Annotated in this window: 20 protein-coding genes; 12 read left to right on the forward strand and 8 right to left on the reverse strand. The window is 63.2% G+C overall.

Features of this window, described 5'->3' with window-relative positions; translation table 11 throughout:
* The first annotated feature begins 5 nt into the window (after positions 1 to 5).
* Both IVB27_RS08105 and IVB27_RS08110 read left to right on the forward strand, forming a co-directional pair.
* A complete protein-coding gene (locus tag IVB27_RS08105; protein WP_247442751.1) occupies positions 6 to 806 on the forward strand; it encodes an AraC family transcriptional regulator in 801 nt (266 codons plus the stop codon).
* 96 nt (positions 807 to 902) lie between these two features.
* Entirely contained in the window at positions 903 to 2,255 is a 1,353-nt protein-coding gene (locus IVB27_RS08110; RefSeq protein WP_247442752.1) for a malonyl-CoA decarboxylase, read from the forward strand.
* Positions 2,256 to 2,603: 348 nt separating this feature from the next.
* Here IVB27_RS08110 and IVB27_RS08115 read toward each other — a convergent pair whose 3' ends face one another.
* The 6 genes from IVB27_RS08115 to IVB27_RS08140 form a co-directional block, all read right to left on the reverse strand.
* Positions 2,604 to 2,891, reverse strand: coding sequence for a GIY-YIG nuclease family protein (locus IVB27_RS08115; RefSeq protein WP_247442753.1), 288 nt, complete (start codon positions 2,889 to 2,891; stop codon positions 2,604 to 2,606).
* A gap of 236 nt (positions 2,892 to 3,127) precedes the next feature.
* Complete coding sequence (tarD, locus tag IVB27_RS08120; protein ID WP_247442754.1) at positions 3,128 to 4,297, reverse strand: mandelate racemase/muconate lactonizing enzyme family protein; 1,170 nt, start codon at positions 4,295 to 4,297, stop codon at positions 3,128 to 3,130.
* 125 nt (positions 4,298 to 4,422) lie between these two features.
* Positions 4,423 to 4,680 (reverse strand): DUF3297 family protein, encoded by a 258-nt coding sequence (locus tag IVB27_RS08125; RefSeq protein ID WP_247442757.1) that lies wholly within the window; start codon positions 4,678 to 4,680, stop codon positions 4,423 to 4,425.
* The gene (locus IVB27_RS08130; RefSeq protein ID WP_247442759.1) at positions 4,677 to 5,153 is read right to left on the reverse strand and encodes a glutathione peroxidase; all 477 of its coding nucleotides are present in this window, start codon (positions 5,151 to 5,153) and stop codon (positions 4,677 to 4,679) included. Before IVB27_RS08130 ends, IVB27_RS08125 begins: the two co-directional genes overlap by 4 nt.
* A gap of 2 nt (positions 5,154 to 5,155) precedes the next feature.
* On the reverse strand, positions 5,156 to 6,556 hold the full coding sequence (locus IVB27_RS08135) for an amidase family protein (RefSeq protein WP_247442760.1): 1,401 nt from the start codon (positions 6,554 to 6,556) through the stop codon (positions 5,156 to 5,158).
* Between the two features lie 108 nt (positions 6,557 to 6,664).
* Positions 6,665 to 6,922: a DUF6894 family protein gene (locus IVB27_RS08140; protein WP_247339247.1), complete on the reverse strand. Its 258-nt coding sequence runs from the start codon at positions 6,920 to 6,922 to the stop codon at positions 6,665 to 6,667.
* A gap of 249 nt (positions 6,923 to 7,171) precedes the next feature.
* On the opposite strand from IVB27_RS08140, the gene pqqA reads away from it, so the two are divergent.
* The 10 genes from pqqA (at position 7,172) to IVB27_RS08190 (ending at position 17,311) form a co-directional block, all read left to right on the forward strand.
* On the forward strand, positions 7,172 to 7,252 hold the full coding sequence (gene pqqA / locus IVB27_RS08145) for a pyrroloquinoline quinone precursor peptide PqqA (RefSeq protein WP_007595659.1): 81 nt from the start codon (positions 7,172 to 7,174) through the stop codon (positions 7,250 to 7,252).
* A gap of 117 nt (positions 7,253 to 7,369) precedes the next feature.
* Positions 7,370 to 8,299: a pyrroloquinoline quinone biosynthesis protein PqqB gene (pqqB, locus tag IVB27_RS08150; RefSeq protein ID WP_247442761.1), complete on the forward strand. Its 930-nt coding sequence runs from the start codon at positions 7,370 to 7,372 to the stop codon at positions 8,297 to 8,299.
* A 20-nt stretch (positions 8,300 to 8,319) separates the two neighbouring features.
* Entirely contained in the window at positions 8,320 to 9,087 is a 768-nt protein-coding gene (gene pqqC / locus IVB27_RS08155) for a pyrroloquinoline-quinone synthase PqqC (RefSeq protein ID WP_249811284.1), read from the forward strand.
* An 11-nt stretch (positions 9,088 to 9,098) separates the two neighbouring features.
* Positions 9,099 to 9,410 (forward strand): pyrroloquinoline quinone biosynthesis peptide chaperone PqqD, encoded by a 312-nt coding sequence (gene pqqD, locus IVB27_RS08160; protein ID WP_247442767.1) that lies wholly within the window; start codon positions 9,099 to 9,101, stop codon positions 9,408 to 9,410.
* Positions 9,407 to 10,606: a pyrroloquinoline quinone biosynthesis protein PqqE gene (gene pqqE, locus IVB27_RS08165; RefSeq protein ID WP_247442770.1), complete on the forward strand. Its 1,200-nt coding sequence runs from the start codon at positions 9,407 to 9,409 to the stop codon at positions 10,604 to 10,606. Before pqqD ends, pqqE begins: the two co-directional genes overlap by 4 nt.
* A complete protein-coding gene (pip, locus tag IVB27_RS08170; protein ID WP_247442773.1) occupies positions 10,596 to 11,582 on the forward strand; it encodes a prolyl aminopeptidase in 987 nt (328 codons plus the stop codon). Before pqqE ends, pip begins: the two co-directional genes overlap by 11 nt.
* A gap of 147 nt (positions 11,583 to 11,729) precedes the next feature.
* A complete protein-coding gene (locus tag IVB27_RS08175) occupies positions 11,730 to 12,407 on the forward strand; it encodes a DUF4286 family protein (RefSeq protein WP_247442775.1) in 678 nt (225 codons plus the stop codon).
* A gap of 235 nt (positions 12,408 to 12,642) precedes the next feature.
* Positions 12,643 to 14,442 (forward strand): FAD-dependent oxidoreductase, encoded by a 1,800-nt coding sequence (locus IVB27_RS08180; protein WP_247442777.1) that lies wholly within the window; start codon positions 12,643 to 12,645, stop codon positions 14,440 to 14,442.
* Positions 14,412 to 16,259 carry a 2-oxoacid:acceptor oxidoreductase subunit alpha gene (locus tag IVB27_RS08185; RefSeq protein WP_247339267.1) on the forward strand — a complete coding sequence of 616 codons (1,848 nt, stop codon included), beginning with the start codon at positions 14,412 to 14,414 and terminating at the stop codon, positions 16,257 to 16,259. The genes IVB27_RS08180 and IVB27_RS08185 overlap by 31 nt, the downstream gene beginning before the upstream one ends.
* Positions 16,256 to 17,311, forward strand: coding sequence for a 2-oxoacid:ferredoxin oxidoreductase subunit beta (locus tag IVB27_RS08190; protein WP_247339269.1), 1,056 nt, complete (start codon positions 16,256 to 16,258; stop codon positions 17,309 to 17,311). The genes IVB27_RS08185 and IVB27_RS08190 overlap by 4 nt, the downstream gene beginning before the upstream one ends.
* On the opposite strand, the gene IVB27_RS08195 is transcribed toward IVB27_RS08190, so the two are convergent.
* Positions 17,312 to 17,758, reverse strand: a complete 447-nt coding sequence (locus IVB27_RS08195; protein ID WP_247442778.1) for a DUF4399 domain-containing protein — start codon at positions 17,756 to 17,758, stop codon at positions 17,312 to 17,314.
* A 17-nt stretch (positions 17,759 to 17,775) separates the two neighbouring features.
* A complete protein-coding gene (locus IVB27_RS08200) occupies positions 17,776 to 19,299 on the reverse strand; it encodes an SUMF1/EgtB/PvdO family nonheme iron enzyme (protein WP_247442781.1) in 1,524 nt (507 codons plus the stop codon).
* Positions 19,300 to 19,401 lie beyond the last annotated feature (102 nt).

Here is a 19,401-nt window from a genome sequence, read left to right on the forward strand (position 1 = left end):
TGCCAATGACTGTCGTCGAAACGCCAATCCTCCGGGAGGTCCGGGGCAACCACCGCTCGACCGCCGGGGTGCACCTGGTTGCGCGCGACTATCCCAAGGGCATGCGGATCGATCCGCATATGCACCGCGAGGCGCAGCTGATCTATGCGGCCAAGGGCACCATGCAGGTGACGACGCCCGGGGGGCGCTGGCTGGTGCCGCCGGACCGCGCGGTCTGGGTCCCCGCGAGGCTCGAGCACGCCATCGACCTACTCGCCGACATCGAGATGCGCACGCTGTATTTCGACCTGTCCTGGCTGAAGCGCGAGCGGCGCCATGAGGGACTGACCAAGGAATTCGTGGTGCGGGTGTCGCCGCTGCTGAATCAGGCGATCCTCGCGCTGTTCGACGTCCGCAATACCGAGGAGCGGACCGATCTGCTGGTTCGCCTGGTGATGCTGGAATTGGTCCAGGCCGAGGATTCCGCGACCTTCGTGCCGCTTCCGCACGAGCCGCGCTGCCGGCGCGCGGCCATGATCGTGCTCGACGATCCGACCGGCCTGCACGACATCGACACGCTCGCGCGCGAGGTCGGAACCTCCGCGCGTACGCTGTCGCGGTTGTTTTCGACAGAGACGCAATTGAGCTTCAAGAGCTGGTGCCAGCGCGCAAGAATTGCGGCAGCGATCCAGCTTCTGTCGACGGATGCCGGAATGTCGGTGAAGCAGCTCGCGACCCAGCTCGGCTATGCCAGCGTGCCGGCGTTTTCGGCGGCGTTCCGCCAGGTGACGGGGCGAACGCCGACGGAATTTGCGGGAAAGGCATGACAAGCATGCCTCATTCCTTCCGCTTGATTGTGATCGGCTTCCACCTAAATCCGGTGTAAGCTTCCCGCACCGCACAAACCTGACACGAAAGCTCAGATGGCCAACGCCTTCTTCTCCGACCTGCTCACCACCATCTCCGAGCGTGGCCGCACGCTGCTTCGTCGCGGGGATTCTGCTGACACCACGCAGGATGCCGACGGGCTGATCGAGCTCTGCGGTGCGCTGCTGTCGGGCCGGGGCGAAGCTTCGGGCACTGCCATGGCGCGTGAGGTGCTCGACACCTACCAGGAGTTGGATGAGACGGGACGCCGCACCTTCTTCGAAGCACTGGTGCGTGATTTCGGCCCGGATCGGGAACGCCTGTCCAAGGCGATCGAGACATGGCGTGCCAAGCCGGCCGACGAGGATGCCAGCGCCCTTCACTTCGCCTCCGAGCCGCGCCGGCAGGAGCTGATCCGCCGCCTCAACCGCGCGCCCGGCGGCACCGGCGATCTCGTCAACATGCGCGCCGATCTGCTCGGCATGATGAACGGGCACACCGATCTCGCCGCGCTCGATCGCGACGTCTCGCATCTTCTCTCTTCGTGGTTCAACAGGGGGTTTCTCGTGCTGCGCAGGATCGACTGGTCGACCCCGGCCAACATCCTCGAAAAGATCATTCGTTACGAAGCCGTACACGAGATCAGCGACTGGGACGATCTGCGCCGCCGCATCGATCCGGTCGACCGCCGCTGCTACGCCTTCTTCCATCCCGCAATGGTCGACGAGCCGCTGATCTTCGTCGAGGTCGCGCTGACCGAGACCATCCCCGGCGCGATCGCGCCGCTGCTCGCGGTCGATCGCCCATCCGTCCCGATCGAGCGCGCGCGCACCGCCGTGTTCTACTCGATTTCCAACACCCAGCGCGGTCTCGGCGGCATCTCCTTCGGCAGCTTCCTGATCAAGCAGGTGGTGGAGGAGCTGCGCCGGGAAACGCCGAAGCTCGACAATTTCGTGACGCTGTCGCCGGTGCCGGGCTTCATGCCATGGGTGAAGCAGGACAAGGATTTGCCGCTGTCGGACGAGGACCGCGAAGTGCTGAAGCGTCTCGACGATTCCAAATGGTTCGAGAACCCCGAGACGACAACGCTGCTGCGTGGCGTGATCGAACCGCTCGCGGCGTATTACTTCCTCAAGGCGCGCACGCCGAAGAGCAAGCTGATCGACTCTGTCGCGCGCTTCCATCTCGGCAACGGCGCCCGCCTCGAGCGCATCAACTGGCTCGGCGATCTCTCGCCGAAGGGCGTGCGGGAGTCGGCCGGCGTGATGGTCAACTACCTCTACCGCCTCGACGACATCGAGAAGAACCACGAAGCCTACGCCAATGACGGCGTGGTCGTGGCTTCGAGCGCGGTGAAGAAGCTGCTGAGGGGCGAAGGACGAAGGCTGCTGGATATGCGGCTGTCGTAGGCAGCGACGGCTCGCGCCATATCGTCATGGCCAGCGCAGCGCCATCATCGCGAGGAGCTCTTGCGACGAAGCAACCCAGGCTGCCAGCCGCGGAAAGATTCTGGATTGCTTCGCTACGCTCGCAATGACGGAGAATGTGGCGACACCTTGCCCAACTCGAGCCCTTCGCCCGCTGCGAGCCTAGGCGCCCCCGAACGAGCCAGCTCCCTCCACCGTCATTGCGAGAAGCCCTTGCGACGAAGCAATCCAGAGTCTTTCCGCGGAAAGACTCTGGATTGCTTCGCTGCGCTCGCAATGACGGAGTGTGGCGCGACGGCATGCGACTGACAACCGCTGCTCACTCGGCGGTCAGATCAACGTGTCGTACAAGTCCATCCACTCTGGATTGACGCTCTCGATCAGCGCGAGCTTCTTTGCCCGGCTGCCGCCCTTGATTTGCTTCTCGCGTGCAATCGCGTCGATCATTGTTCCGTGCAACTCGTACCAGACGAGGAGCTTGCAGCCGTATCTCGAGGAGACCCCCTTCACCGAGCCCTCGCGATGTTCGAACGCGCGGCGCGGCGGATTGGATGTGACGCCGATGTATATCGTTCCATTACGGCGATTGGCGAACATGTACACGCAGGGCTGCTTCATGATCGTGCTCTGTTACGAGAGCATTCACGATAACACAACCTATAGATGATCGCGAGCGACGCTTGCGATGAAGAGGATGAATCGTAGAGCCCCCTCCACCGTGATTGCAAGGAGCTCTTGCGACGAAGCAATCCAGACTGCCAGCCGCGGAAAGATTCTGGATTGCTTCGCTACGCTCGCAATGACGGAGCAGAGGCTACATCTCGCAATGACGGAGTGTGCGGCCCCAGCGCGGCCTATTCCGCCAGCGCCTTCATTTCCTTGTAGAGGTCCGACTTGCCTTCGAAGCCGATGCCCGGCAGGTCGGGCATGGTGATGTGGCCGTTCTCGACGCGGACGCCGTCGGGGAAGCCGCCATAGGGCTGGAACAGGTCGGGATAGCTCTCGTTGCCGCCGAGGCCTAAGCCGGCTGCGATGTTGAGCGACATCTGGTGGCCGCCATGGGGGATGCAGCGGCTTGGCGACCAGCCGTGGGTCTTCAGGACTTCCAGCGTGCGCTGGTATTCGCACAGGCCGTAGGACAGCGCGCAGTCGAATTGCAGCCAGTCGCGATCGGGCCGCATGCCGCCGTAGCGGATCAGATTGCGGGCGTCCTGGTGGCTGAACAGGTTTTCGCCCGTTGCCATCGGCCCCGGATAGAATTCGGCGAGCGCAGCCTGCAGTGCGTAGTCGAGGGGATCGCCGACCTCCTCGTACCAGAACAGCGGATAATCGCGCAGCATCTTGGCGTAGGCGATCCCGGTCTCTAGATCGAAGCGGCCGTTGGCGTCCACCGCAAGCTGCGCGTCCTTGCCGATTTCCTTCAATACCGCCTCGATACGCGTGCGATCGTCCTCGATTCCCGCGCCGCCGATCTTCATCTTCACGACGTTGTAGCCGCGATCGAGATAGCCGCGCATCTCACCGCGCAGCATCGAGAGGTCCTTGCCGGGATAGTAGTAGCCGCCGGCGGCGTAGACGAACACGCGCGGATTGGCTATGACGCCATGACGTTCGGCCAGCAGGCGGAACAACGGTTGGCCCGCGATCTTCGCCACCGCATCCCACACAGCCATGTCGATAGTGCCGACCGCGACCGAGCGTTCGCCATGGCCACCCGGCTTCTCGTTGGTCATCATCGCGGCCCAGACCTTGTCGGGGTCGAGATTGTCGCCGGCCGCATTCAGCAGCGACTTCTGATCGGCCTCCAGGATGCGCGAGGCAAAACGCTCGCGGATCAGGCCGCCCTGCCCGTAGCGGCCGTTGGAATTGAAGCCGTAGCCGACGACGCGCTTGCCGTCGCGCACCACGTCGGTGACGACGGCAACCAGGCTCGTCGTCATCTTGGTGAAATCGATATAGGCGTTGCGGATCGGCGAAGAGATTGGTTTTGTGATCTCGCGAACGTCGACGATGCGGACGGACATGGGGGACCTTTTACTTTCGTCATTGCGAGGAGCGAAGCGACGAAGCAATCCAGGTTGTCACTGCGGAAAGATTCTGGATTGCTTCGCTTCGCTCGCAATGACGAGTGGAGAGAGCACGGCGAGTTCTATTTCTTATCCCTGAAATACGGCTCGACCGGGCCGTGCACCTTGATGGTCAGCGGGTTGCCGTGGCGGTCCTTGGCGTTCCCTGCGGTGACGCGGACCCAGCCTTCGCTGATGCAGTATTCCTCGACATTGGTCTTCTCGACGCCCTTGAAGCGGATGCCGACGTCGCGCGCCAGGATGTCCGCGTTGTAATGGGGGCTGTTCGGATTGACCGAGAGGCGGTCCGGAAATTCGTCGCTCATGATTGTCTCGCTCATAACAGGGTCTCGATTTGCTGCCGCAATCCTTCGGGCCGCGCGGTCGGCGCATAGCGCGAAACCACCTTGCCGGCGCGATCAACCAGGAATTTTGTGAAATTCCATTTGATGGAGGCGCCCAACAGTCCGGATTGCTGGCGTTTCAGGTACTCATACAAGGGATGCGCATGGGCACCGTTGACGTCGATCTTCTCGAACAGCGGGAAGGTGACGCCGTAATGAGACGAGCAGAACGCCTGGATCTCACTCGCCGGCCCCGGCTCCTGCGCGCCGAACTGGTTGCAGGGAAAGCCGAGCACCGAAAAACCGCGCGGCGAGAGCTCGCGATGAATATCCTCCAGCCCGCGATATTGCGGCGTGAAGCCGCATTTGCTCGCAGTGTTGACGATCAGGAGCACCTGCCCTTCGAAACGTTTCAGGGCGACTTCATCGCCCGCAAGCGAATTGGCCTTGAAGTCGTAGATCGCAGACATCGCTAACCCACGGGGTCGATCGGCGACGGCGGCACGCCGCCCGCCTCGATCGCCTCGCCTGCAAGCAGACAAAGATCCTCGCGATAACGGCCGGACACGATGTGCACGCCGACCGGCGCCTTGCCGACGAGACCGGTGGAGACCGCGAGGCCCGGCAATCCCATGAAGGGAATCGCGATCTGCGGCAGTTGCGCTTCCCAGACGCGATTGAAGGACTCGTCGTCCTTGCGGTCGAGATGATCCGGGAACGGCAGCTCGCCCGACACCGGGGTCAGCAGCACGGCATATGTCTCGAAGAACAGCATCCACTCGCGGGTCAGCGCGGCGCGGCGGGTCAACGCCTTGGCGTAGTTCGCCTGGTCCATCGGCGTGACCTTGGCGCGGTTGCCGCGGAGGCACGCCAGCGCGCCGGGGTCGCCCTCACGCTCGGCCATCTCGAGCTGCGCCTCGTAGCCGTCGCCGAGCCAGAGTTTTGTCTGCCACTCCACCGCTTCGCGCATCGGCGGGGTGTTCTCGATCATTTCGACGGTCCAGCCGGCGCGTTCCAGCCGCTTGCCGGAATCGATGACGGCCGCCTTCACCTCGGGAGCGGTCGCAAGCCCGTCAGGGTTGAGGCAGAGCGCGGCGCGCTTCGGCCGCGCGGGACCTTCCAGCGGCGCTGGCACAAACCAGGGGTCGCGGATGTCGCGGGCCGACATCGCGGCGAGCGAAATTCTGAGATCGTTGACGGTGCGCGCCAGTGGTCCCGACACAGCCATGATCTGCGGCCCGATCGGACGCTCGGGCAGCGCCGGGTTGAAGGCGGGAATGCGGCCCAGGGTCGGGCGCAGGCCGTGCACGCCGCAGGCATAGGCGGGATAGCGGATCGAGCCGGCAATGTCGGTGCCGTGGGCGATATGGCCGATGCCGGCCGCGACCGCCGAACCGGCGCCGCCGGACGAGCCGCCCGGCGTCAGCGAGGCGTCGCGCGGGTTCTTGGTGTCGCCATGGACCAGATTGGTGGTGAACCAGCGATAGGAGAAGGCCGGGCAATTGGTCCGCCCAAGGAGAATGGCGCCCGCTTTGCGGAAATTGGCGACCACCGGGTTGTCCTCGCGCGCGATCAGGTCGCGCTGGAGTTTCAGGCCGTTGGTGGTGGCAAAGCCCTCCTGGTCGACATTGGCCTTGATGGTGACGGGCACGCCGGCCAGCACGCCGGGGTCTTCCCCCCTGGCAATGGCGGCATCGACGGCATCAGCCTGCCTGAGCACGTCCTCCGGCCGATGATCGATCACGGCATTGAGGATGGGGTTGACGGCATCGAGCCGGGCGAGGCCGGCCTTGGCGGCTTCCCTGGCGGAAACCTTTTTGGCTTTGACGAGGGTGACGAGGTCGGCGGCGGACAGGCGCCAGAGATCTTGCATGGCTTGCTCCGTATAACCGGGCCCTTTTAGCCCCGGGAACGCGGCAAAGTCATGCAGATTTCGCAGGGATGCCTCCGTCATTGCTGTGACGGGGAGAGAGCTGGGGGCTCAATGCCGCGTGGCGGACTGGTCGGGCATGTCGAGGAGCGCCTCGGTGAAGGGGAATTCGAGCACGATCTCGCCTTCGACGTCAGTGACCTCGATGACAGCTTCCATCAGGGCCGGCTGGGTGCCTTCCGATTTCAGGACCTCAAGGATCATTTGGCGGGCGACCTCCCAGGCGCGATCGGGATTGCGCAGGACCTCCCCTTCGGGATCCACGATCAGTTCGTTGCCGATGCGGGTGTTGAAGAAATATTTGGGCATCACCGAGATCCAATTGGGTCGCCTGTACCGGATTGAAAGCTGCACTGCACTCACAACTGCTTTATCAGGACAGCGCTCGCGGCCGAATGCCCCTTGGCGCAAGACTGCCTCATCAAAAGCGGTGTTCCAACCCCGATATTTCGCGCCGCAACATGGCTTTATCGGGAAGATTTCACTAGCGAACTTTTCCGCCCGCACTAACTTAAGGGCTGGGCGGATACGTCCGAATTCGCGAAATGGAGAGCCGAAATGGCCTGGAAAGCACCGAAGATCGTCGAAGTGCCCTGTGGCATGGAAATCAACATGTATGTGAGCGCCACCCGCAAGTAAGCGGCTGGCGATCTGCGTTCAGCGCAGGTGGGTCTCTCGGTCACGGCAGGTTTCCGAACGACGGAAACTGTGTTGGCCTGAGATCCACCTCGCAGCGTTCCTTCCAGGAGACGGATCATGCTTCGCGTCGTCGTCCTGGGCGCCGCAGCCGGCGGCGGAGTGCCGCAGTGGAATTGCGGCTGCGAGGGCTGCCGGGCGGCCCGTGAAAACGGCCAGGAGCTCCAGAGAACCCAGGCCTCGGTCGCCTTCAGCGGCGACGGCGAGCACTGGTTCCTGATCAACGCCTCCCCCGACCTCCGCCAGCAATTGAATGCCACGCCGCAGCTGCATCCGAAGGCAGGCGCGCTGCGCCACACCCCGATCGCAGGCGTGATCCTGACCAACAGCGAAGTGGACGCGGTGGCAGGCCTGCTGTCGATGCGCGAGGGCTCGCCTTTCACGATCTATGCGCATGAGAGGGTGCTGGCGATCCTGAAGGCCAACAGCATCTTCAACGTGCTGAACGAAAAGAACGTGCGGCGCCAGCCGATCGACATCGATGAGCCGTTCGAGCCGCGGCTGCCGGACGGGACGCGCTCAGGACTAGAGCTGCTGCCCTTCGCGGTATCTGGCAAATCGGCCTGGTATCTGGAAGGCAAGGCGCATCCGGGCGGCGAGAGCGGCGACGGCGATACGCTGGGATTGAAGATCACCGACAAATCGACCGGCAAGTGCTTCTACTTCATCGCCGCCTGCGCCGAGGTCACCGACGCGCTCAAGGCCGAGATCGACGGCGCCGCTTTGGTGTTCTTCGACGGCACGGTGTGGCAGGACGACGAGATGATCAGGGCCGGGCTTGGCCATAAGACCGGCAAGAGCATGGGCCATGTCGCGATGTCCGGCGACGACGGCGCCATTGCGCGGCTCGCCGATCTCACACTCGACAGGAAGATATTTCTGCATATCAATAACTCGAATCCGGCGCTGCTGCCCGCATCACCCGAGCGCAAGGCCGCTGAAGCGGCGGGCTGGCAGATACCCGCTGACGGAACGGAGATCGTGCTGTGAATGCCGCGTCACTGATTGGAATGACCTCGCTCTCGATCGGCAAGGACATCAAGCTCAACTCCGCCGAGGAGCTGGAGGCGACGTTGCGCCATATCGGGGCGACGCGCTATCACAGCCTGCATCCGTTCCATAAGCTGCTGCACGGCGGCAAGCTGAACAAGGGCCAGGTGCAGGCCTGGGCGCTCAACCGGTACTATTACCAGAGCACGATCCCGATCAAGGACGCGGTGGTGATCTCGCGCTTCCGCGACCGCGCCACCCGGCTGGAATGGCGCCACCGCATCGAGGACCATGACGGCGATATCGGCTCTGAGGGCGGCATCGAGCGCTGGCTCAAGCTGACCGACGGCCTCGGGCTCGACACGACCTATGTGGAGTCGACCGAAGGCATCCTGCCGGCGACGCGTTTTGCGGTCGAAGCCTATGTCCACTACTGCCGCGAAAAGAGCCCGCTGGAGGCGATCGCCTCCTCGCTCACCGAATTGTTTGCGCCGAACCTGCACGAGGAGCGCATCTCCGGCATGCTGGAGCACTACGACTTCGTCAATCCTGACACCATGAGCTATTTCAAGCGGCGGTTGGCGCAGGCACCGCGGGACGCCGGCTTCGCGCTCGACTATGTCAAGGCCCATGCGAGGACGCCGGAAGAGCGTGCCTTGGTCTGCAACGCGCTGATCTTCAAGACCAACGTGCTATGGGTGCAGCTCGACGCGCTCCAACACGCCTATGTCGAGGGCCACATTCCGCCGGGCGCGTTCGTGCCCCACGAACACCAAAAGGCGAGCTGAGGGAACAACCGATGGCCGGGCCGCGTAACATCAGCGTCAGCGAGACGAGCCGGCCGATTCTGCCGCGGCACGCCAAGCTGAAGTATGACGAAACGCGAAAAGTCTGGGTGATCCTGGCGCCCGAGCGCGTGCTGGCGCCCGACGAGATCGCGGTCGAGGTCTTGCAGCTCTGCAACGGCGAGCGCAATGTCGGCGACATCTCCGACCAGCTGGCCGCGAAATACGCCGCGCCGCGCGACGCGATCCTCACCGACGTGATCGCCATGCTGCAGGATCTCGCCGACAAGGGCTTTCTCACGGAGGCCCGGGAGAAGACGTCATGAGCGATGTGCTCGGTAATCCCACCATCCCGGCTGACGCCAGCGACAGCCTCGCGGTGCTCGAAAAGCAGCGCTCGACGGCGGAAACATTCGGCATTCCGCTCGCTGTGCTGCTCGAGATCACGCATCGCTGCCCGCTGCAATGCCCCTATTGCTCCAACCCGGTCGAGCTCGACCGCTCGGGCAAGGAGCTGACTACCGAGGAATGGAAGAAAGTCCTGAGCGAGCTCGCCGAGATCGGCGTGCTTCAGGTGCATTTCTCCGGCGGCGAGCCGACCGCGCGCAAAGACCTCGTCGAGCTGGTCAAGCATGCCAGCGACGTCGGCCTCTACACCAACCTCATCACCTCCGCCGTGCTGCTGACACGCGAGCGGCTAAGCGAGCTGGCCGATGCCGGGCTCTGCCATGTACAGATCAGCTTCCAGGGCGTTGAAGAAGCCCTCGCCGATCGCGTCGGCGGCTACAGAGGCGGGCACCACAAGAAGCTCGAAGTGGCAAAATGGACGCGCGAGCTCGACCTGCCGCTCACCGTAAATGCGGTGATGCATCGGCAGAACCTGCATCAGCTTCCTGATATCATCCAGATGTCGATCGATCTCGACGCCGACCGGCTCGAGGTCGCCAACGTGCAATATTACGGCTGGGCGCTGAAGAACCGCGCCGCGCTGATGCCGACGGTGGCGCAGCTCGACGAGTGCACCCGTATCGTCGAGGAAGCGCGCGAGCGGCTCAAGGGCCGGCTGACGATCGACTACGTCGTGCCCGACTATTACGCGCTGCGGCCGAAGAAGTGCATGGGCGGCTGGGGCCGGCAATTCTTCAACATCTCCCCGGCCGGCAAGGTGCTGCCCTGCCACGCCGCCGAGAGCATCACCGGGCTCGACTTCGAATCGGTGCGCTCCAACCATTCGATCGCCTGGATCTGGCAGAACTCGGATGCCTTCAACCGCTATCGCGGCACCGGCTGGATGAAGGAGCCGTGCAAGTCGTGCGAATTCCGCGAGATCGATTTCGGCGGCTGCCGCTGCCAGGCTTTTGCGCTGACCGGCGACGCCGCGAACACCGATCCGGCCTGCGCGCTGTCGCCGCTGCACGAGACCATCTTCAAGCAGGCCGAGCGCGAAGCTGAGGGCGAAACCAACCGCTTCCTCTATCGCAATTTCGCCGGCGGCACTCTGGAATCCGAGAATGGTGCCTGACGCCGACGCGGCCGCATCCGCTAAACGTACCGATCCCTTTGCGCCGCTGTCCTCCGAAATGCTCGACGTCGGCGACGGCCACGAGCTCTATGTCGAGAGCACCGGCCGCACTGACGGAATCCCTGCGGTCTATCTGCATGGCGGCCCCGGCAGCGGCTGCCAGCCCGACCATCGCCGGCTGTTCGATCCCGACCGTTTTCATGCCGTGCTGTTCGACCAACGCGGCTGCGGCCGCAGCCGGCCGAAGGGATCGCGCGAGCACAACACCACGGCGCACCTGATCGCGGACATGGAAAAAATCCGCGAAAATTTCGGCTGCGACCGCTGGATGGTGGTCGGCGGCTCCTGGGGTGCGACGCTGGCGCTGGCGTATGCGCAGGCGCATCCCGAGCGCGTCTCCGGCATCGCGCTGCGCGCGACGTTTTTGGGTACGCGAGCGGAAGTGGAGACGGCCTTCACCTCGCGCCTGTCCCAGTTCTATCCCGCGCTCTACGCGGACTTCCTGAGCGTCCTGCCGGTCGGGGAGCGCGACCGGCCGGTCGACGCCTATTGGCGCCGCATCCTCGATGCCGATCCCGCTGTGCACGGCCCAGCATCGCGCGCGTGGCATGATACCGAGCGCGCGTTGTCCGAGCACAAGGCGGCAAAGACGCGGATCGACCTGGCCTCGCTAAATGTGTGGCGCACATTGCCTGCGACGCCATTCATGGAGGCGCATTATTTCGTCCAGGACAGCTTCATGTCCGAGAACCAGTTGTTGCGGAACGCCGGTCAGCTCGATGGCATTCCGGGCATCATCGTCCAGGGACGCTACGATCTGCTGTGCCCTCCTGAGACATCTCAGGCGCTCGCGAAAGTGTGGCCGGGTTCCGAGATTCGCATCGTGGAAGAAGCCGGACATTCGCTCTATGATGCCGGCGTGCGGGACGCGGTCATGAAGTCGATCGCGGATCTCGCCTCGAAGGCCGCGCGATAGATCTATCTCCTCATCCTGAGGAGCGCTTCGAAGGAGCGCGTCTCGAAGGATGCAGGCCCCGAGATGCGAAAGCCGGGCCTTCATGGTTCGAGACGCCACTTCGTGGCTCCTCACCATGAGGGTGTGGATGGGAAGGACAACAAGAAAATGCCGCTCGCCGGAACAGGCATGCTGCTGACGTCGATGAACATCGACGCGGCACACGAAGCCGATTTCAACCGCTGGTACGATCGCGAGCATCTGGAAGAGCGCGTCGCGATCGAGGGATTCATCGAGGCGCGGCGCTATGTCGCTCACGCCGCCAATCCCAAATATCTCTCTTTGTATTCGACCGAAACGCTCGACGTGCTCGACAGCCCCGCCTACCGGGCGCGGCTCGCCAATCAGACCGAATGGTCGCGGCGGAACATGGCGCATTTCAAGGACATGCTCCGCGTTGTCGCGCGTATCACCATCAGCAACGGTACCGGGCGCGGGGCTGCGCTCGGCGTGGTGCGGCTGCGGCCGACGCCTGAGAATGCCGGGGCATGGCGTGACGCGCTGCAAGAAAAGCTGGCGCCGCAACAGCGCGAGGGCGTCATCTCCATGCATCTGCTCGAGAGCGAACCCGAATTGTCGGGCGCGACCGCGGACATTCCGGCGGTACGCAACGAAGGCGCGCGCGACTGGTTCGTGCTGGTCGACGGCACGCATGTCAGCGCGGTCTCGGCCTTGATCGCCGAGCGCTTCACCGGCCCGGCCGCGGCGCCATTCCCGCCTCCTGTGTCGGTCGGCACCTACAGCCTCATGTGGGATCTCGCGAAGAGCGACATCGCTCACAATTAAGCAATCGGACGCATCGCAACATGCTGCACCGCCGCATACCCGCGCGGCCGTTAATGCTTTGCGCGCGGAGCTCCCATGAAAGAGGGGAAGCGCGAAAATTTGCCGTTGTACTTCGGAAGGGTTCTAATAAGCTAACCCAATGACGTCATTCAGAAACCAGATCGAAGCGAGTTAGCGTTCGCCAAGCTCAAGAAAAGGCCGCGGGGGTCTTTGAGCCTGCGCGGACAGGGTAGGAATGAAACCGACCGATATCGCGGCCCCCGACTACTTTCACAAAGTGGTCGATTGCCAATGGGCCTGTCCTGCACACACCCCCGTCCCCGAATACATCCGACTGATCGCCCAAGGCCGCTACAGCGACGCCTACATGATCAATTGGAAATCGAACGTGTTCCCCGGAATTCTGGGACGCACCTGCGACCGTCCATGCGAGCCGGCGTGCCGCCGCGGACGCGTCGAGGAAACGCCGGTCGCGATCTGCCGCCTCAAGCGGGTCGCCGCCGACTTCAAGGACGATATCACGCAGCGCCTGCCGCGGCCTTCGGCGAAAAACGGCAAGCGTGTTGCATTCGTCGGCGGTGGCCCCGCCTCGCTGACGGTCGCGCGTGACCTGGCGCCGCTCGGCTATCACTGCACCGTGTTCGACGGTGACCCCCAGGCGGGCGGGATGATGCGCTCGCAGATCCCGAAGTTCCGCCTGCCCAATTCGGTCATCGACGAGGAGACCGGCTACATCCTCAATCTCGGCGTCGACTTCAAAGGCGGCCATCGCATCGAGAGCATGAAGGCGCTGCTCGCGGAGAAATATGACGCGATCTTCGTCGGCTCCGGCGCACCGCGCGGACGCGAGCTCGACATCCCCGGACGCAAGGAAGCAGCCGCCAACGTCCATATCGGCATCGATTGGCTGTCCTCGGTCTCGTTCGGTCATACCGACAAGATCGGCAAGCGCGTCATCGTGCTCGGCGGCGGCAACACCGCGATGGATTGCTGCCGGACCGCGCGCCGCCTCGGCGGCGAAGAGGTGAAGGTCGTCGTGCGCTCCGGCTTCGAGGAGATGAAGGCCTCGCCCTGGGAGAAGGAAGACGCGCTCCACGAGGACATCCCGATCCTCAACTTCCTCGTCCCCATCGCCTTCGTCCACGACAACGGCAAGCTCACCGGCATCACCTTCCAGAAAGTGAAGGCCGAATACGACGCCAAGGGCCGCCGTAACCTCGTGCCCTCCGGCGAGCCGGACCAGACCATCGAATGCGACGACGTGCTGGTCGCGGTCGGTCAGGAGAACGCCTTCCCCTGGATCGAGCAGGACTGCGGCATCGAGTTCGATAAATGGCACATGCCCAAGGTCGATCCGAAGACGTTCGTATCCACCAACCCAAAAGTATTCTTCGGCGGCGACGCCGCGTTCGGGCCGAAGAACATCATCTGGGCCGTGGCGCAGGGCCACGACGCCGCGCTGTCGATCCACAAGATGCTCTCGGGCGAAGACATCACCGAGCGACCGCTACCGGATGTGCACATCTCCTCGCAGAAGATGGGCATCCACGAATGGAGCTATGACAACGACATCTCCAACGACAAACGCTTCAAGGTGCCGCATCGCGACAAGGTTATCGCGCTGAAGGACATTCGCACCGAGGTCGAGCTCGGCTACGACGTCAAGCTCGCGCTGGGCGAAGCCGAGCGCTGCCTGAACTGCGACGTGCAGACCGTGTTCTCGACCTCGCTCTGCATCGAGTGCGATGCCTGCGTCGACATCTGCCCGATGGACTGCATCACCTTCACCGACAACGGCGAGGAAGGCGATCTCCGTCAGCGCCTGAAAGCACCCTCGCCGCATCCGGACCAGGACCTCTATGTGTCCAGTGACCTCAAGACCGGGCGCGTGATGGTCAAGGACGAGGACGTCTGCCTGCATTGCGGGCTGTGCGCCGAGCGTTGTCCCACCGGAGCCTGGGACATGCAGAAATATTTGATCGAAATGACTCACGCAGGTTCAGCATGTCCGACAAAAAGCCGATCAGCAGCGTAAACGACTTCGTCGTCCGCTTCGCCAACGTCAACGGATCGGGCTCGGCCAGCGCCAACGAAATGTTCGCGCGCGCAATCCTGCGTCACGGCGTTCCGGTGAGCCCACGCAACATCTTCCCCTCCAACATCCAGGGCCTGCCGACCTGGTACGAGGTGCGGGTGACCGAACACGGCCATCTCGGGGCCCGCGGCGGTGTCGACATGATGGTGGCGATGAACCCGCAGACCTGGGACAAGGACGTCGCGGGCATCGAGCCCGGCGGCTATCTGTTCTACGATTCCACCAAGCCGATGCCGTCGACGAAATTCCGCGACGACATCACCGTGATCGGCGTCCCGCTGACCGCCATCACCAACTCGACTTACACCGATCCACGCCAACGCCAGCTGTTCAAGAACATCATCTATCTCGGCGCGCTCTCGGCGCTACTCGACATGGATCCGAAACTGATCGAGCAGCTGATCGGCGAGCAGTACAAGGGCAAGGAGAAACTGCTCTCCTCCAACGTCCACGCGCTGCATCTCGGCCGCGACTGGGCGCTGCAGAACCTGAAATGCCCGACCGGGCTGCGGGTGAAGAAGTCCGACAAGGTCGGCGACCGCATCTTCATCGAGGGCAACAGCGCCGCCGCGCTCGGCGCCGTCTATGGCGGCGCCACCGTGTGCGCCTGGTATCCGATCACGCCGTCCTCGTCCGTGGCGGAGGCTTTTACCGCTCACTGCAAGAAGTACCGGCACGATCCTGATACGGGCAAGGCGAAATACGCGATCGTGCAGGGCGAGGACGAGCTGGCTTCGATCGGTATCGTGATCGGCGCCTCCTGGAACGGCGCGCGCGCATTCACCGCGACCTCCGGCCCCGGCATCTCGCTGATGACGGAGTTCATCGGCCTTTCATACTTCGCCGAAATCCCGGCCGTGATCATGAACATCCAGCGCGCCGGTCCCTCGACCGGCATGCCGACCCGCACCCAGCAATGCGACATCATCGCCTGCGCCTATGCTTCGCATGGCGACACCAAGCATGTGCTGCTGTTCCCGGAAGATCCGGCTGAAGCGTTCGAATTTGCAGCCGCCGCTTTCGATCTCGCCGAGCGGCTCCAGACCACCATCTTCCTGATGCTCGACCTCGATATCGGCATGAACCACCGGCTCTGCCGTCCCCTGAAGTGGGACGACGCCAAGCAATATGACCGCGGCAAGGTCATGACCGCGGAGATGCTGGACGAAGGCCGTGACTTCGGCCGCTATCTCGACGTCGACGGCGACGGCATCCCCTACCGCACCTATCCCGGCACGCATCCGACCAAGGGCTCCTACTTTACCCGCGGCACTTCGCGTGATCGCTATGCGCGGTACTCCGAGGAAGGCTCGGTCTACGCCGACAACATGCAGCGTCTCATGCGCAAGTTCGAGACCGCGCAGGATCTGGTGCCGCGGCCGCTGCAGGCCAATGCGGAACGGCCGACCAAATACGGCGTGATCTATTTCGGCTCGACCACGCCGGCGATGGACGAGGCGATCGGATTGCTGGAAACGCGCGGGCATCAGCTCGACCGCCTGCGCATCCGCGCCTTCCCGTTCCACTCGAGCGTGGCGAGCTTCCTCGCCGAACACGATTTCGTCTACGTGGTCGAGCAGAACCGCGACAGCCAGCTGCGCCAGCTCATCGTCAACGAGAACGGCATCGACCCGGTGCGGCTCGTGCCGATCGTGCATTACGACGGTTCGCCGATCACCGCCCGCTTCATCGCAAAAGCCATTGGCGACCACCAGGATCACCTCAAGGTGACCCCGCTCCGCAAGGCCGTGTCATGACCTACATTGCAAAGCCGAAATTCCATCATCCGGGCCTCAAGAAGAACGAGCTCGGCTACACCCATCGCGACTACGAAGGCAAGATCTCGACCCTGTGCGCCGGCTGCGGCCATGACTCGATCACGGCGTCGATCATCGAGGCCTGCTACGAGCTTTCGATCGAGCCGCACCGGGTGGCAAAAATCTCGGGTATCGGCTGCTCCTCGAAGACGCCGGACTACTTCCTCGGCAATTCACACGGCTTCAACACCGTGCATGGCCGCATGCCGTCGGTCTTGACCGGCGCCAACCTCGCCAACCGCGATTTGATCTATCTCGGCGTCTCCGGCGACGGCGACTCTGCGTCGATCGGCTTCGGCCAGTTCGCGCATTCGATCCGGCGTGGCGTCAACATGACCTATATCGTCGAGAACAACGGCGTCTATGGCCTGACCAAGGGCCAATTCTCCGCGACCGCCGACCGCGGCTCGAAATCCAAGAAGGGCGCCACCAACACCGACAACGCCATCGACCTCGTCGCGATCGCGCTACAACTGGGCGCGACCTTCGTCGCGCGCTCGTTCTCCGGCGACAAGTCCCAGCTCGTGCCGCTGATCGCGGCGGCGATCGGCCACAAGGGCGCGTCGTTCATCGACGTCATCAGCCCCTGCATCGCCTTCAACAACCACGCCGGCTCGACCAAGAGCTTCGACTATGTCCGCGAGCACAATGACGCGGTGAACCGGCTCGATGTGCTGGTCGGCCGCGACCCCATCGCGGTGGATTACGCACCAGGCACGGTGCAAATGGTCGAACAGCATGATGGCAGCAAGATCGCATTGCGCAAGATCGACGCCGACTACGATCCGCATGACCGGCTCGGTGCCCAGACCTTCCTCCAGAAGCACGCCGCCAAGGGCCAGATCGTCACCGGCCTGCTCTACGTCGATCCCGACGCGGAAGATCTGCACGAGCATCTCAACACGGTGGAGACGCCGCTCAACACGCTGGAAGCGGACACGCTGTGCCCGGGCTCGGCGATGCTGGACAAGTTCAACGCCAGCCTCCGGTGATCATTTGCCGCGCTGAGGCAACGGCCTGACGCGCACCGTGATCTTGTCCGACACGACGGGCGGCTCGAACGGATAGTGCTTGGCATCGCCGAGCACGAGTTGAAGTGTGTGCGTTCCGGGCGGGAGGTCGAGAAGAGTTTCGGTCTGCCCTGCCCCGAAATGCAGATGCGACTTGTCCTGCAAGATCGGCTCCTTGGGATCGACGGGGTCGTTGACGTCTATCAGCAAATGATGATGGCCGGCGTTCTGGTAGTCGTCGCCGGCATGCGTCACGCCCATGTTCCGCAAGCCGAACCGAACCAGAAATCCGCCGCGCACCTTCTGTCCGTCATGCGGGGTGATGAAATAGAGTTTTGCGTCCTTGGGGGCGGTCTTGCCTTGCGGACAAGCGACACCCGGAAGCAATGCAAGCGCCGCCGAGAGCGCGACGCAGCGAAGGATTTGCATCAAACCTACTCCAGCACTTAAGGACTGAGCGCGACGCGGAATCCGTGCGTCGGATAACGGACATTGGTGTCGTAGCCATCGCGGTTAGATGGCCGCACATATCTCGAATCGTTCTTCCAGGAGCCAGAGCGCAGGACATGAGCGCCGCAGTCCCCGCTCCTCCATGCCGAGCCGTCACCGGGCGCCCCCTGATAGGTTTTGTGCCAGCAGTCCTCGACCCATTGATCGACGCCGCCGCCCATGTCGTGCAGTCCGAACGGATTCGGCTTGAAGCTACCGACCTTCGCGGGCTGCTCGGCCGCGAGGTCACCACAATCCTTGCAACCGGCCAGCCCTTGCTGAAGCTTGTCGCCCCACCAATATTTTGTCTGCGTTCCGCCGCGCGCGGCATATTCCCATTCGGCTTCGGTCGGAAGCCGATAGGGCTTCTTCGTCGACCGCACGAGGTAGGCCGCATATTGTTGTGCGTCTGACCAGCTCACATTGGTGACCGGCGCATCATCCTTGCCGATGGCGGTGAAGCCGCATGCCTTCGCAGCCGCGCATTCGTTCCATTCCTGCACGGTCACCGGATATTTTCCGATCGAGAAGGGTTTGATCGTGACTTGATGCACAGGTCGTTCGGTCGGATCATCATTGCTTCCCATCGCGAAGCTGCCGCCGCGAATGGCGATCAATTCGGGTTCTCGCACCGGCGTTGCCGACTGATCGGGCGCCGGGGCGGACGGCGAAGGTGATGACGCCAACGAGGGCGACGGTTGCGGTGTCGGGCTCGCCGCTTCGCGCGGCGGAGGCTGCGGGATCGGGGACACGGTGGGAGAGACGGCCGGCGTGACCGCCTGCTCGTTCGTCCTGGTCGGCTGCGTCAGCAGATACCAGAGCACGCCGGCGGCAATGACCAGCAGCGTGATGCTCAAGAGAAAGATGAGGGTATTCTCGCGCCGGCCTCGCGTCGTGCCGACCGCATTTGCGTCCGGCAGCACGCGATAGATGCGCACGGGATCCGTGATGTTCTTGACCTTACGGTCCCCGAGCGACTCATAGCCGCACACCACCTTGTGCTTGATCTGCTCGTAGATCGCGCCCGAGATGTAGACCTGACCAGGCTCCGCAATGCCTTCGATGCGTGTCGCGATGTTGACGCCATCGCCGTAGACATCGTCCGGCTCCACAATGACATCACCCAGATTGACGCCAATCCGGTATTCGATCCGGGTATCTTTCGCGAGCGATGCATTGCGGCCGATGAGGTTCTGCTGAATGACGATGCTGCATCGAACAGCCTCGACGGGACTGTCGAAAATCGCGATGAAGCCGTCGCCCGTCGTCTTCACCAGTGATCCGTGGTGCTCGACGATGCTGGGCTGGATGAGATCCCGTTCGATCCGTTTGACGCGGACGTGCGTGCCTTCCTCGTCGGCCTGCATCAGGCGACTGTAGGAAGCGATATCACCGACGATGATCGCGGCGAGACGACGAGGCATGGGGCCGTGTGAAGGCGGCTCGTCATTCCCGGATCTGAAGTTGCGAATTTCGCCCATCGCGGGGGGACTCCACCAACTACAAAGGCAGTCCCAGCTTACGACTTCCAAACGCGTCTGTCTGTGAAGGCTATCACATCGATGAAGCGGGGCAACGTCGAA

It is taken from the genome of Bradyrhizobium sp. 197 (assembly GCF_023073375.1).
Taxonomy (GTDB): Bacteria; Pseudomonadota; Alphaproteobacteria; order Rhizobiales; family Xanthobacteraceae; genus Bradyrhizobium.

Bases quoted from the DNA above. Each gene is read 5' to 3' on its own strand.
- IVB27_RS08105 (WP_247442751.1), top strand. From the start codon at position 6: ATGACTGTCGTCGAAACGCCAATCCTCCGGGAGGTCCGGGGCAACCAC.
- IVB27_RS08110 (WP_247442752.1), top strand. From the start codon at position 903: ATGGCCAACGCCTTCTTCTCCGACCTGCTCACCACCATCTCCGAGCGT.
- IVB27_RS08115 (WP_247442753.1), bottom strand. From the start codon at position 2,891: ATGAAGCAGCCCTGCGTGTACATGTTCGCCAATCGCCGTAATGGAACG.
- tarD (WP_247442754.1), bottom strand. From the start codon at position 4,297: ATGTCCGTCCGCATCGTCGACGTTCGCGAGATCACAAAACCAATCTCT.
- IVB27_RS08125 (WP_247442757.1), bottom strand. From the start codon at position 4,680: ATGAGCGAGACAATCATGAGCGACGAATTTCCGGACCGCCTCTCGGTC.
- IVB27_RS08130 (WP_247442759.1), bottom strand. From the start codon at position 5,153: ATGTCTGCGATCTACGACTTCAAGGCCAATTCGCTTGCGGGCGATGAA.
- IVB27_RS08135 (WP_247442760.1), bottom strand. From the start codon at position 6,556: ATGCAAGATCTCTGGCGCCTGTCCGCCGCCGACCTCGTCACCCTCGTC.
- IVB27_RS08140 (WP_247339247.1), bottom strand. From the start codon at position 6,922: ATGCCCAAATATTTCTTCAACACCCGCATCGGCAACGAACTGATCGTG.
- pqqA (WP_007595659.1), top strand. From the start codon at position 7,172: ATGGCCTGGAAAGCACCGAAGATCGTCGAAGTGCCCTGTGGCATGGAA.
- pqqB (WP_247442761.1), top strand. From the start codon at position 7,370: ATGCTTCGCGTCGTCGTCCTGGGCGCCGCAGCCGGCGGCGGAGTGCCG.
- pqqC (WP_249811284.1), top strand. From the start codon at position 8,320: ATGACCTCGCTCTCGATCGGCAAGGACATCAAGCTCAACTCCGCCGAG.
- pqqD (WP_247442767.1), top strand. From the start codon at position 9,099: ATGGCCGGGCCGCGTAACATCAGCGTCAGCGAGACGAGCCGGCCGATT.
- pqqE (WP_247442770.1), top strand. From the start codon at position 9,407: ATGAGCGATGTGCTCGGTAATCCCACCATCCCGGCTGACGCCAGCGAC.
- pip (WP_247442773.1), top strand. From the start codon at position 10,596: ATGGTGCCTGACGCCGACGCGGCCGCATCCGCTAAACGTACCGATCCC.
- IVB27_RS08175 (WP_247442775.1), top strand. From the start codon at position 11,730: ATGCCGCTCGCCGGAACAGGCATGCTGCTGACGTCGATGAACATCGAC.
- IVB27_RS08180 (WP_247442777.1), top strand. From the start codon at position 12,643: ATGAAACCGACCGATATCGCGGCCCCCGACTACTTTCACAAAGTGGTC.
- IVB27_RS08185 (WP_247339267.1), top strand. From the start codon at position 14,412: ATGTCCGACAAAAAGCCGATCAGCAGCGTAAACGACTTCGTCGTCCGC.
- IVB27_RS08190 (WP_247339269.1), top strand. From the start codon at position 16,256: ATGACCTACATTGCAAAGCCGAAATTCCATCATCCGGGCCTCAAGAAG.
- IVB27_RS08195 (WP_247442778.1), bottom strand. From the start codon at position 17,758: ATGCAAATCCTTCGCTGCGTCGCGCTCTCGGCGGCGCTTGCATTGCTT.
- IVB27_RS08200 (WP_247442781.1), bottom strand. From the start codon at position 19,299: ATGGGCGAAATTCGCAACTTCAGATCCGGGAATGACGAGCCGCCTTCA.